This window comes from Streptomyces sp. NPDC001634 (assembly GCF_040298185.1).
Classification (GTDB): Bacteria; Actinomycetota; Actinomycetes; order Streptomycetales; family Streptomycetaceae; genus Streptomyces.
In genome coordinates this window covers 69,314-81,468 of sequence record NZ_JBEOZU010000042.1, presented here as the reverse complement: position 1 = coordinate 81,468, position 12,155 = coordinate 69,314, and the positions used below count along the sequence as shown (strand labels likewise).

Below are 12,155 nucleotides of genomic sequence, written 5' to 3'. Positions count from 1 at the left end.
CCTGTGGTCGCCCTCGTACTTCTCCGCATCGTGCGGCGGAGCACCGCTGGCGATCGTCCGCCAGTACATCGAGCAGCAAAAACGTCCGCTCTAAAATGCACGTCAGAACAGCCTTGAGATGCATACATCCCCGGCGTGAACGCCGGGGATGTATGCAAGAATCCCGGTAACACCCCTGGCCCGGCGGCCGTCACCCGGGTCCCCCGCGGCCGGCAGGCCCCCCGGCCGCGGTTCGGCCCCAGACACCCTCTAGCCGAGCTCCAGGGTGGTCACCCCGAACACGCGGTCCGTGGCGAAGGGCCTGACCGGACCCGTGTACATGCGGGCCGTCTCGAAGGACGGGGTGAGGCCGGAGCGTTCGGCCAGGGCGACCGCGGCCGTGTTCGGTTCCGGGACGTCGATGGCGAATGCGCGGCCCGCGGCTTCGTTGGTCAGCGCGGCGAACAGGGCCTCGGCGTCCTCGGCGGTGTCGGCGAACAGGGGGCCGACGCGCACGCCGTCGCGGGCGGGACGGAGCACGGCGTAGCCGGTCGGGCGGCCGGACTCGCCGCGGACGAAGGCCCGGTGGCCGGGGGCGGTGAGCCAGTGCTCAAGGAAGCCTGGTCGGTCGGCCGGACAACAGGCGCTGTCGTATGCGGCGATGGCGCCGAAGTCGGCCTTCTCGGCGGGGCGCACTCCGGGCGCCGACTGCCCGGCGGGGGCGACTCCGGTGAACCGTACGGTGCGGTAGGCGAGTTCGAAGCCCGACTGACGGTAGTTGTCCTGCTGGGCGACGACGCCGTCGAGTCCGATCGTGCGGCCGCCGGCATGGGCGAGGGCCGTCTTCCAGGTGGTGAGTCCCAGGCCCCGGCCGCGCAGGTCCGGGCGTACGAGGTAGCAGCCCAGGAAGGCGTAGTCGGCGCCGTAGTTGACGACGGAGATCGCCGAGACGGGCTCTTCGGCGAGCCGGCCGATGAAGAAGCCCTCGGGGTCCTGGGCGAAGAAGGCCGGGCCGTCGGACAGCCCGGGATTCCAGCCCTCGTCCGCCGCCCAGCCGCTGATCACCGGCCAGTCGTCGAGAGTGGCCCGGGTGACGACGAGGTCTTCGGGACCCGCAGCGGTCATCGTTGCGCTCCATTCCGTGGGGGGGGTGCCGGGCGGTGCGGTGATCGGCCGCACCGGCAGCATCCTTCCCGATCTCCGGGTCGTTCGCCACGTGGTGACCGGCCGTCCGGGCCACCCCGAACCGGAAGTCGGCGGACCGGTGTTGAACCGTTCAAAGGCGTCCTAGTGTGAGCCGTCATGACCATCGAACGTGTGACGCTGCGCCCGGTGACCGAGGACGACCTGCTCCTCATGGAGCGGTTCCTGATGGACAGTGAGACGGCCTCGCCCTTCCAGTGGTTCGGCTGGTGGGATCCGGGGCGCTGGCGGCGCCAGTGGGCGGAGGACCGTCTGCTCGGCGAGGACCGGGGCACCCTCATGGTGGTGCGGGACGACGAGCCGCTGGGCTTCGTCGGCTTCCGCAAGATCTGGCCCACCCGCAGTGCCTTCTACTGGAACATGGGCATCGGTCTGGTGCCGGAGGCCCGCGGCAAGGGTGTGGGCACCGAGGCCCAGCGGCAGTTGGTGGAGTACCTCTTCGCGCACACCGTCGCCGAGCGTGTCGAGGCGGACACCGAGGCCGAGAACTTCGCCGAGCAACGGGCCCTGGAGAAGGCCGGGTTCACCCGCGAGGGTGTACTGCGCAGCGTGGCGTTCCGCGACGGGCAGTGGCGTGACGGGGTGCGGTACAGCATTCTGCGGGGCGAGGCGGCCGAAGCCGGCACACGCTGACATCGCCCATACCAAAAGGCCCCGCCGGCCGTTCGTCCGGCAGGGCCCCCCTCGACGTGCCCGGGTCGGCTCAGCCTGCCGCTCCCGGCCGGAATCGGCGGTACAGAACAGTCCCGCAGAGCACCAGAGCAGCGCCTCCCGCAACCGCCGGCAGGGTCGCGTCCGCTCCCGTGTGGGCAAGGGTGACCGGTCGCGCAGCGGGACGCGGCGGCAGCGTGGGCGTGTACGCCTTCGGCGGTGCGACAGGCCGCGGGGCTGGGTGGGGCCGCTCGCCCGAGGTGTTCGTCGACGTGTTGCCCGCGCCGGCCACGCTCACCGAGTTGCCGGTGATGTTCACCGGGAGGTGGACCGGCAGCTGCAGGTCATTACCGGCGAGCACACCCGACGAATCCTTTCCGCGGCCGTACGAGGAAGCGCCGCCCCCCGGCGCGGTACCCGGCCGCGGGCCGCCCCCGCGCGCGCCCTGGTTCGCGCAGGTGTTGCCCGTGGCCGGATTGAGGACACCCAGCACGTTCACGGTGTCGCCGCACACGTTGACCGGCACGTGCACCGGGAGCTGGATGGTGTTGCCGGAGATCAGTCCGGGCGAACCCGCCGCGGTGCCGTCCGCCGCGGAGTCCGCGTGCGCCGGCAGCGCCGCGGCCAGCGCCCCCGAGGCGGCGGCCGCGACGATCAAACCATTTCGGGTAACCCGTTTCATAGGTTCCCTGCCTTCCAGACATGGTCGCGAGCACTCGCTCGCACCCCATAAAACGCAGACGAACCATCCGAGTTATGGCTTATCTGCCTTTCACTCCAACGAGTGGCGCGGTTGTCGAACTAACGGGAAAGGGCTTCGGGCGGCGGGCCCCGCCGCGTCACATCGGAGGGTCGGCGCGCGGTGGCGCAGGGTACGGCACGTCCGCCCGTCCCGCTCGCCGGGAGGCGCGCCCCGGGGGGCCCGCATATCGTGATCGCAGGGCCGTCGCCGCATCCTCGGCCGGGGACGTCCCCGGAGGCACCATGCTGTCCATGCACACACGCCGCACGGTCACCCCGGCGGCGGCCACGGCCGCGGTGCTGGCTCTGCTGGGGGCCGCGCTGCCGTCGGCGACCGCGGCCGCCGACGCCACTCCCGATCTGTTCCGCTTCTACCACCAGAAGATCACATGGACCGCCTGCCAGGGCGTGGACATGCCCTCCGACATGGAGTGCGGGAAGGTGACGGTCCCCCTCGACTATGCGCGTCCCGCCGCCGGAACCCTCGACCTCGCGATGGCCCGCTACCAGGCCACCGGCGCGTCCCGCGGTTCGCTGCTGCTCAACTTCGGCGGTCCGGGCGGCCCCGGCATCCAGGGCCTGGCCGAGAGCGCCAAGGACTTCATGGACCTCACGAACGGCTACGACGTGGTGACGTTCGATCCGCGCGGGGTCGGCCGGTCCTCGCCCGTCAGCTGTGGACTGGGCCTGGACGAGGATGCGGGCGCAACGGCCACCCCCGCCGACGAGAGCGATCCGCGGGCCGCCCTCCAGCAGGCGCGCAAGCTGGCCGAGCAGTGCTCGAAGCACTCCGGGCCTGTGCTGCCGTACATAGGAACGGTCAACGCCTCCCGCGACCTGGACGTGATGCGCCAGGCCCTCGGCGACAAGAAGCTGAACTACCTGGGCTTCTCGTACGGCACACGCCTCGGTGCGGTGTACTCGGCCCAGTTCCCCGACAAGGTGGGCCGCATGGTCCTGGACGGTGTGGACACGCTCACCGAGCCCCTGGCCGAGCAGGGGCTGGTCGCCGCGCAGGGGCAGCAGACCGCTCTGGAGGGTTTCCTCGACTGGTGCGTCAAGGACATGGCCTGCCCGCTCGGGCAGGACACGCGCTCGGCCCGGGAGCAGGTGATCCGGCTCGTGAAATCCATGGACCGGGATCCGTTGCCGACCGCCTTCGGCATGTCGCTCTCGGGGCAGGACCTCGTCGGTGCGATCGGGGTGGCCCTCTTCAGCAAGCAGATGTGGCCATTGCTGCAGCAGGCGCTCAACCGGCTCATCCAGGAGGACGACCCCAGCGGGATCATGCGCTTCGTCGGCGGCGGGATGGCCGTACGCGCAGGCCATCGGACGGACAGGGGGCTCGTCGACCCCGGCGACGTGCCCATCGACAACCTGCCGGCCGCCCTGATGGCGATCGACTGTGCGGACGACCCGGACCGGCCGGGCGCCGACCAGGTCACCCGCGACATCGCCCGGCTGCGCGACCAGTACCAGGAGGCGTCCCCGGTCTTCGGGCGGTACCGTCTCACCCAGGTGCTGCTGTGCTACGGACGTCCCAAGGGAACCGACTTCATCCGGGACAAGGTGAAGAACGTCCACAGCGCCAAGATGCTGCTCGTCGGCACGCGCGGGGACCCGGCGACCCCGTACCGCTGGACCATGGAGACCGCCAGGCGCCTCGGCTCGTCGGCAGTGGTCCTCGACAACAGGGCGGACGGCCACACCGGGTACACGAGCTCCCGATGCGTCCACGCCAAGGTCGACTCCTTCCTCCTGGACGGCTCCCTGCCGCCCAACGGCAGCTCGTGCGGTCGGGACTCGTCCGGCTGAATCGCCTGTGGGACAGGACCCGCAAGCACCCGGCGTCAGGTGAGGGACACCTCCGGCGCGTAGAGGTCCAGCCACAGCGCCAGGTCCAGCGTCCGTTCCAGGCCGCGGCGCGACGCCTGCATGATCTGCGGGGTGTCGCGATGGGCCGCCTCGCGCACTCGTTCGCGGTCGACCAGGTCGAAGACCGGGTGGGAGGGGCGGGCCAGGAGATCCCGGGCGTGTTCCTGGAGGGCTGTCGCGTACCTGGGGTCCTGGGTGGACGGATAGGGGCTCTTGACCCGGTCGTAGACGGACTTCGGGATCAGGTCCGCCGTCGCCTCCCTGAGAAGGCTCTTCTCCCTGCCGTCGAACGACTTCAGCGACCAGGGGGTGTTGTAGACGTACTCGACGAGCCGGTGGTCGCAGAACGGCACCCGCACCTCCAGACCGACCGCCATGCTGGCGCGGTCCTTGCGGTCGAGCAGGATACGGACGAAGCGGGTCAGGTGGAGGTGGCAGATCCGCCGCATCCGGTGCTCGAAGTCGCTCTCGCCGTCGAGGCGTTCGATGGCCGAGACGGCCGTGCGGTAGCCCTCGGCGACATACGTCTCCAGGTCCAGGGCCTCGGTCAGGTCGGGACGCAGGACGTCGGCGTCCTCGCCGAAGTGCCGGCCGAAGCGGACGAGCCAGGGGAAGGCGTCGGCGCGCCGGGCCTCCTCGTCGAAGAACTGGAGGTAGCCGCCGAAGACCTCGTCGGCGGACTCGCCGGACAGGGCCACCGTGGAGTGCTCGCGGATCGCCCGGAACAGCAGGTACAGCGAGGCGTCCATGTCGCCGAAGCCCATGGGCAGGTCACGGGCCCGGATCACCTTCGCCCGGACGTCGAGGTCGGCGAGGGCGTGCGCGTCGAGGACTATGTCCTGGTGGTCGGTGCCCGCGTCGCGGGCCACGTCGTGCACGAACGGTGTGTCGGGCGTGCCGCGCAGCTCGTCGGCGACGAAGTTGTCGGTCTGCCCCACGAAGTCCACCGCGAAGCTGCGCACCTTCTCGCCGCGCTCGGCCAGCTGCCGGGCGGCGAGGGCCGTCATCGCGGAAGAGTCCAGACCGCCCGACAGCAGCGTGCAGCGCGGCACGTCGGCGACCAGCTGGCGGCGCACGATGTCCTCGAGCAGCGAGCGGACGGTGGCAATGGACGTGGCGTGGTCATCGGCGTGCGGCCGGGTCTCCAGCTGCCAGTAGACACGCCGGTGCAGGCCCTGCCGGTCGACGGTGACGACGGTGCCGGGCTCGACCTCGTACATCCCGTCCCATACGGCGTGCCCGGGCGTCTTGATCATCGTGAACAGTTCCCGCAGCCCGTCGAGGCGGACCCGCGCGCGGGCCAACGGGTTCGCGAGGATCGCCTTCGGTTCCGATCCGAACAGGACGCCGTCGGGGGTCGGGTAGTAGTAGAAGGGTTTGATGCCCATACGGTCGCGGATCATCACGAGCTCGTCGTGGCGGCCGTCCCAGACGGCGAAGGCGTACATGCCGTTGAGCCGCTCGGCGAGCGCGTCGCCCCATTCGAGGTAGCCGCGCAGGACGACCTCGGTGTCGGAGTCGGTCGTGAAGCGGTGGCCCTGTGCACTGAGCTCGCGGCGCAGTTCGGTGAAGTTGTAGGTCTCCCCCGAGTAGACGAGCGCGACGGTGCCGTCCGGGGTCTTCGCGGTCATCGGCTGGCGCCCGCCGGGCAGGTCGATGATGGCGAGCCTGCGGTGTCCGAGGGCCGCGGGCCCCTCGGCCCAGGTCCCGCGGTCGTCGGGTCCCCGGCAGGACATGGTCTGTGTCATTGCATCCAGTGCCGCGGCCTCGGTCCGCAGATCGCGGTCGTAGGACACCCAGCCGGTGATGCCGCACATGTGTACCTCCCGCGTCCGACCCGCCGAGAACGGCCCGCTCACCTGCTGCTTCTCAGGACCCGTGGACCGCCCCGGGAACCAGTTGTATCGAGCAGCTATATCTTGAGCCTGTGTCATGCGGGGAAGGCGGTCAACGCGGCCGTAACCCGGCCGGACCTGCCGGCCTCACTGTTTCGGCCGGGTTTTACGTCCTGCACAGTCCGCGATCGGCCTGGTGACGGGCGGAGGCCATCGGCTCTCGGCCATGGGCAAAGAGTTCTTCAACTTCTCGCGCCGCCCGTCCGGCCCCTCAGCTTTCGCCGGTTCCTGCGGGATGCGTTTGACTCGGGGTGTGCACCGGATGCTCGGGTTGCCGGCCGTCGCCCTCACCGCGGCCGGGGCGCTGGTCCTGTCGTATGCCGTCTCACCCTGGTGGTGGATCGCCGTGGGGCCGCTCCTGGCCCTGACCGGGCTCGGTGTGTGGGATCTGCTGCAGACCCACCGGGCGGTGCTGCGGAACCAACCGCTCCTTGGGCATCTGCGGTTCCGGACGCTGTCGACGCCGTCCCGCACCGGGCGGCACGGGTACGCCGACGGGTACGAGTTCCTGGTTCCGTCGCTGCGTCCGGTCGAGGCGCCCGACGAGCCGCCCCGGGTCCGGGTGGGCGGGCCCGACTGCACTCAGCCGTACGACATGGCGCTGCTCAACGTCTCCGCGATGAGCTTCGGGGCGCTGTCCTCCCGGGCGGTGCTCGCCCTCAACAGGGGGGCCGCGCTGGGCGGTTTCGCCCAGGACACGGGTGAGGGCGGCCTGTCGGACCACCATCTGCGCGGCGGCGGCGATCTGATCTGGGAGATCGGTACGGGGTACTTCGGGTGCCGCACGAGCGACGGCGGCTTCGACGCACGGGAGTTCGCGGACAAGGCGGCACTGCCGGAGGTCCGGTGCGTGTCGCTGAAGCTCTCCCAGGGGGCGATGCCGGGCCGGGGCACGGTGCTGCCGGGCGCCAAGGTGAGTGCGGAGATCGCCGCGGCGCGGAACGTGCCGCGGGGCGAGACGGTGGTGTCGCCGCCGTTGCACCGGGAGTTCTCGACGCCGCGCGAACTCGTGCGGTTCATCGGCCGGATGCGCGAGCTGGCGGGCGGCAAGCCGACCGGGATCAAGCTCTGCGTGGGCTCGCGCCGGGAGTTCCTCGCGGTGTGCAAGGCGATGGTCGCCGAGGGGGTCACGCCCGACTTCGTCGTGGTCGACGGCGCCGAGGGCGGAACGGGGGCCGCGCCGCCGGAATTCGCCGGCCGGCTCGGCATGCCGCTCACCGAAGGGCTGATCACCGTGCACAACGCCCTGGTCGGCTCCGGGCTGCGGGACCGGATCCGGATCGGCGCGAGCGGCGGGGTCGCGAGCGGCTCGGACATCGTCAAACGGCTGGTGCAGGGGGCGGACTACACGAACGCGGCGCGCGCGATGATGGTCGCGATCGGCTGTGTCCAGGCCCGGCGCTGCCACACCAACACCTGCCCGTCGGGCGTCGCGACGCAGGACCCGCGCCGGGTGAGGGCGCTGGTCGTGGCCGATCGATCCGTGCATGTGCACCACTTCCAGCAGGTCACCGTCCGCGACGCCATGCGGATCATGGCGGCGATGGGGGTGTGCGATCCGGCGGACCTCACACCGGATCTGCTGGTGCGGCGTACGGGCCCGGCGACCCTGCGCTCGTACGCCGACCTGTATGAGTGGCTGACGCCGGGCGTGCTGCTCGCCGAGCCGCCCGCATCATGGCATGCGGACTGGACGACGGCGCACCCGGACGCCTTCTGAGGATCCGGTCGACGGCCCCGGCCTCCTGCGACGGCGCGGGTACCGGCCGTCCGCCGATGAGGTGCGCACCACGACGTCCGGCGGCCCGGCGACCCCGGCAACCAGTTGCCCCCGAATGCCCGATGAGCAAATCGGTCCTAAGGTGCTGGTATGGAGCACGACCTCAGTCCCTCGACCCTCGCGGAACTGCGCCGGCCACGGCCCTACCCCGCGGTGTCGGTGCTGACGCCGACGCACCGCCGCGAGCCCGACAACGCCCAGGACCCGGTGCGGCTGCGCAATGCGCTGGCCGACGCCAGGAAGCAGCTGGAGGCCGATCCGGCCGTCACCCGCGAGCGGCGCATGGACGTCGCGGACCAGCTCGACAAGGCACTCAGTGAGGTCGATCTCGGGCACGCCGAGGACGGCCTCGTCATCTTCGCGGCACCAGGCGAGCACCAGGTGTGGTCGCTGGCCCGCCCGGTGCCCGAGCGGGTGGTGCTCTCGGACACCTTCCTGACCCGCAACCTGGTGGCCGCCCAGGCCGCCGAGCGGCCGTACTGGGTGCTGGCGGTCTCCGCGGACCGGGTGACGCTGTGGAACGGCGGCACCGACCGGGTCACGGAGGACCACAGCGGCGGCTTCCCGCTCACCAGGAGCCGGGAGAACTTCGACGCCGAGCGCCAGGAGCAGATCGGCGACATGCCGAGCACCTTCCGCGACGAGGGGACCCGCCACTTCCTGCGCGAGGCCGATATCGCGTTGGCCGAGGTCCTGCGTGAGCAGCCACGCCCGCTGTACATCGCCGGCGAATCCGCGGCACTGTCCGCCCTCGACGAGCTCGGCGGCGTCGCCAAGGAGGCGGTCCACGTCCCGCACGGCGGCCTCGCCCACGGCACCCCCGGGGCCGTGTGGCAGGCGATCGGGCCGGTCATCGCCGCCGAGGCCCGGAAGAACGTGGACAGGGTCAGCCATGAGCTCGTGACGGCGCGCGGCCGCAAGGCGTTCGCCGCCGGAGTCGACGAGGTCTGGCAGAACGCCTCCGACGGCCGCATCCGGCTCCTCGCGGTCGAGGAGAACTACCGCGTGACGGTCCGCGACGACGCCGGTGACCACCTCGTTCCGGCCGAGAGCGGCGACCTCGACGCCCGCGAGGACATCGTGGACGAGATCGTCGAGCGCTGTCTGGACACGGGCGCCGAGGTCCGCTTCGTCCCGGACGGCGCCCTCGGCGACGCGCATGGCATCGCCGGGGTACTCCGCTACTGAGGCCGCCACGCCGCGGTCCACCCTGCGCAGGGGCGGTCTGCGGACAGGGAGGACAGCACGTGGGAGACCTGCTGGGCGTGGCGGTACTGGGTGCGGGGCACATGGGTGCCGACCACATACGCAGACTGGACCGTGTGGTCAGCGGGGCCCGGGTGGTGTCCGTGGCGGACCCCGAGACGGACCGCGCCGCACAGGCCGCGGCCGGCATCGACGGCGTCCTGGTGCACGCCGAGCCGGCCGCCGCGCTCGACGCGCCCGGTGTCGAGGCCGTGCTGATCGCCTCCCCCGGGCCGGCACACGAGGAGGCACTGCTCGCAGCCTTCGCCCGCGGGCTGCCGGTGCTGTGCGAGAAGCCGCTGGTGCCGGACTCGGCCGGGGCACTGCGTGTGGTGGAGGCGGAGGCGCGGCTCGGACGGCGGCTCGCCCAGGTGGGGTTCATGCGGCGCTACGACGCCGAGTACGTGCGTCTGAAGTCCCTGCTGGACGGCGGCCGGCTCGGGCGGGTGCTGATGCTGCACTGCACGCACCGCAACGTGTCCTCGCCACCGGACTTCACCACGGCCATGCTGATCGACAGCTCCGTCTCGCACGAGATCGACGCGGCCCGCTGGCTGCTGGAGCAGGAGCTCACCGCGGTGACCGTGCTGCGTCCGCGGCCGTCCTCGAACGCCCCGGACGGCATGCTCGACCCCCAGTTCGTCCTGTTCGAGACCTCGGGCGGCGCCCTGGTCGACGTGGAGATCTTCGTCAACTCCGGCTTCGGCTACCAGGTGCGGTGCGAGGCGGTCTGCGAAAGGGGCAGCGCCCGGATCGGCGACGAGCACACGATGGTCGTCACGACGGCGGGCGCGGCGTGCGAGGAGGTGGCCCAGGACTATCTCGTACGGTTCGCGGGCGCCTACGACCGCGAGGTGCAGGCCTGGGTCGACGCCACCCGGCTGGGGCGGGTCACCGGCCCCTCCGCCTGGGACGGATACGCCTCGTCGGCGGTCGCCGAGGCGGGGGTGCGGGCGCAGCGGAGCGGCGAACGGGAGACCGTGGACCTCGCCCCGCGCCCGGAGCTGTACGGTGGCACCGGCGTTCGTACAAACGCCCCTCGAACGCACACTTGAACGAGCGGGCGTCTGCCCCTAGAGTCCGCCAAGTCACGTACCACGCCTACGATTTGACCACTCCCGACGCGTACGCCATCCGTACCTCACAGCCGCTCCACAGAGCCGGTGGCATATGCCAGAAGCACCACCGTATCGTGTGTTGCCAAATCCCTTACAGCGCGTCGCAGGCTGTGCAAGAGTCGTAATGGCCCTTCCTTCAGTCTTGGTCGAACCGTCCCCGCATCGGAGTGCGTCATGCCACCCCATCTCTCTGCGGACCGCCCAGCCGCCCAGCCGCCCCGGCGCGGTACGGTCGATGCGCTCATCTCGCAGACGCGGTGGCTGCGCGGCGAGGTGGACGCCGTACGGCAGGAGGCGCCCGAGGACGGCTCCGACCCCGAGGGCCGGTGGCAGCGCGCCCTGTGCGATCTGGCGCTGCACCAACTCAGCGATCTCGACGAGCACTTGGCACAACTGAGGGACGGTCTGCCGTCGGTGCCGGCCGAACCCTCCGCCGGCGACGACCCGGCCGGTCCGTCCGCTTCCCCTGGCGGCTCACTGCTCAGCCGGGTCGGCAGCGCGGAGTGGAACCTGCTGACCGACGAGGCGAGTTGGTCCGGCGAGTTGTACGAGATCCTCGGACGCGCCCCCGACGCCTCCGCGCTCACCCTCGACGAGCTGCCCTCGCTGGTGCACGACGAGGACCGGCCGCTGCTGACGGCAATGGTCACGGACTGCCTGATCGACGGCAAGCCCATCGACGGGGAGTTCCGGATCCTGCGAGCCGACGGCGAGCTGCGCACCGTACACATGATGGGCGAGCCCGTGCTCGACGCCGACGGCAGCACCTCCTCGATGTGGGCCGTGCTGCGGGACGTCAGCGAACTGCGCCGCACTCAGCGGGCGGTGTGCGAGACCCGTGACTCGCTGCAGCGCCACCGGCACCGCGCGCAGACCGAGCGCCGGTTCGCGGTCGAGCTGCAGGAGGCCGTACTGCCGCCGTGGCGCGGTCCCCTGCGGTTCCCGCAACAGGGGCCCGGATCACTGGACCTGGCCGCCCGCCATCTGCCGTCGTCCACGGACGCGCTGATCGGCGGCGACTGGTACGACGCGCTCGCACTGCCCGACAGGGACACGCTGCTCAGCGTCGGCGGCCTCACCGGACACGGGGTGAGCGTGGCCTCGGGCATGGCGACCCTGATCGGCGCGCTGCGCGGCATGGCCATGGCCGGCACCGAGCCCGGCCGGCTCATGGGCTGGCTCAACCAGTTGCTCGACGCCTCGGTCCAGCCCGCCCTGGGCAGTGCCGTCTGCTGCCGGTACCGGCCCGGGACGCGCACCTTGAGCTGGGCACAAGCAGGACACCCCGCCCCGCTGCTGTTCCGCAACGGGACGGGGCGCATGCTGGCAGTACCGGACGGCGTGCTGCTCGGGGCGACCTCGCGAGCCGCCTACGGGCAGGCCGAGGAGACCCTCGAGGAAGGCGACCTGCTGCTCCTGCACACCGAGGGGCTGGTCCCGCGGTGCGAAGGTACAGCAGCCGTCCAGAGGCTTCTCGACCTGGCTCCGCGGTTCGGCGGAGCCCGCACGGCCGAGGACTGCGTACGGACTGTCGTGGAAGAGTTCGGCGAGAGTGAGCGCGAGGACGACGCCTGCGTGCTCGTCGCCAGGGTGGTCTCCTGACGATCTGCCAGGGTGGTCTCCTGACGAGGGACGATCAGGTGGTGATTGACGATCTGGTCAGCACCG

10 protein-coding genes are annotated in these 12,155 nt (G+C 71.4%); 7 read left to right on the top strand and 3 right to left on the bottom strand.

All coding sequences use genetic code 11. The features are described 5' to 3' along the window. Window positions 1–94 (top strand): transposase (locus ABT186_RS26610; RefSeq protein WP_351927173.1); only part of this gene is annotated, 94 nt, incomplete at its 5' end. A 155-nt stretch (window positions 95–249) separates the two neighbouring features. Here ABT186_RS26610 and ABT186_RS26605 read toward each other — a convergent pair. Beyond that, on the bottom strand, window positions 250–1,104 hold the full coding sequence (locus ABT186_RS26605; RefSeq protein ID WP_351229621.1) for a GNAT family N-acetyltransferase: 855 nt from the start codon (window positions 1,102–1,104) through the stop codon (window positions 250–252). Between the two features lie 177 nt (window positions 1,105–1,281). On the opposite strand from ABT186_RS26605, the gene ABT186_RS26600 reads away from it, so the two are divergent. After that, a complete protein-coding gene (locus ABT186_RS26600; RefSeq protein WP_351229619.1) occupies window positions 1,282–1,815 on the top strand; it encodes a GNAT family N-acetyltransferase in 534 nt (177 codons plus the stop codon). 70 nt (window positions 1,816–1,885) lie between these two features. Here the strand turns inward: ABT186_RS26600 and ABT186_RS26595 are convergent, their stop codons facing one another. Beyond that, entirely contained in the window at window positions 1,886–2,515 is a 630-nt protein-coding gene (locus tag ABT186_RS26595; protein ID WP_351927166.1) for a chaplin, read from the bottom strand. 302 nt (window positions 2,516–2,817) lie between these two features. Between ABT186_RS26595 and ABT186_RS26590 the strand changes: the two genes are divergently transcribed. Next, window positions 2,818–4,389 (top strand): alpha/beta hydrolase, encoded by a 1,572-nt coding sequence (locus ABT186_RS26590; RefSeq protein WP_351229616.1) that lies wholly within the window; start codon window positions 2,818–2,820, stop codon window positions 4,387–4,389. Window positions 4,390–4,424: 35 nt separating this feature from the next. On the opposite strand, the gene asnB is transcribed toward ABT186_RS26590, so the two are convergent. Further along, window positions 4,425–6,266 carry an asparagine synthase (glutamine-hydrolyzing) gene (asnB, locus tag ABT186_RS26585; protein WP_351927164.1) on the bottom strand — a complete coding sequence of 614 codons (1,842 nt, stop codon included), beginning with the start codon at window positions 6,264–6,266 and terminating at the stop codon, window positions 4,425–4,427. A 340-nt stretch (window positions 6,267–6,606) separates the two neighbouring features. Between asnB and ABT186_RS26580 the strand changes: the two genes are divergently transcribed. The 4 genes from ABT186_RS26580 (at window position 6,607) to ABT186_RS26565 (ending at window position 12,089) form a co-directional block, all read left to right on the top strand. Then, complete coding sequence (locus tag ABT186_RS26580; protein WP_351229612.1) at window positions 6,607–8,064, top strand: FMN-binding glutamate synthase family protein; 1,458 nt, start codon at window positions 6,607–6,609, stop codon at window positions 8,062–8,064. Window positions 8,065–8,214: 150 nt separating this feature from the next. Continuing rightward, window positions 8,215–9,312 carry a baeRF3 domain-containing protein gene (locus ABT186_RS26575; RefSeq protein ID WP_351927162.1) on the top strand — a complete coding sequence of 366 codons (1,098 nt, stop codon included), beginning with the start codon at window positions 8,215–8,217 and terminating at the stop codon, window positions 9,310–9,312. 59 nt (window positions 9,313–9,371) lie between these two features. Beyond that, window positions 9,372–10,424: a Gfo/Idh/MocA family protein gene (locus tag ABT186_RS26570; protein WP_351927160.1), complete on the top strand. Its 1,053-nt coding sequence runs from the start codon at window positions 9,372–9,374 to the stop codon at window positions 10,422–10,424. A 237-nt stretch (window positions 10,425–10,661) separates the two neighbouring features. After that, a complete protein-coding gene (locus ABT186_RS26565) occupies window positions 10,662–12,089 on the top strand; it encodes a PP2C family protein-serine/threonine phosphatase (protein WP_351927158.1) in 1,428 nt (475 codons plus the stop codon). The last annotated feature ends 66 nt before the right edge of the window (window positions 12,090–12,155 follow it).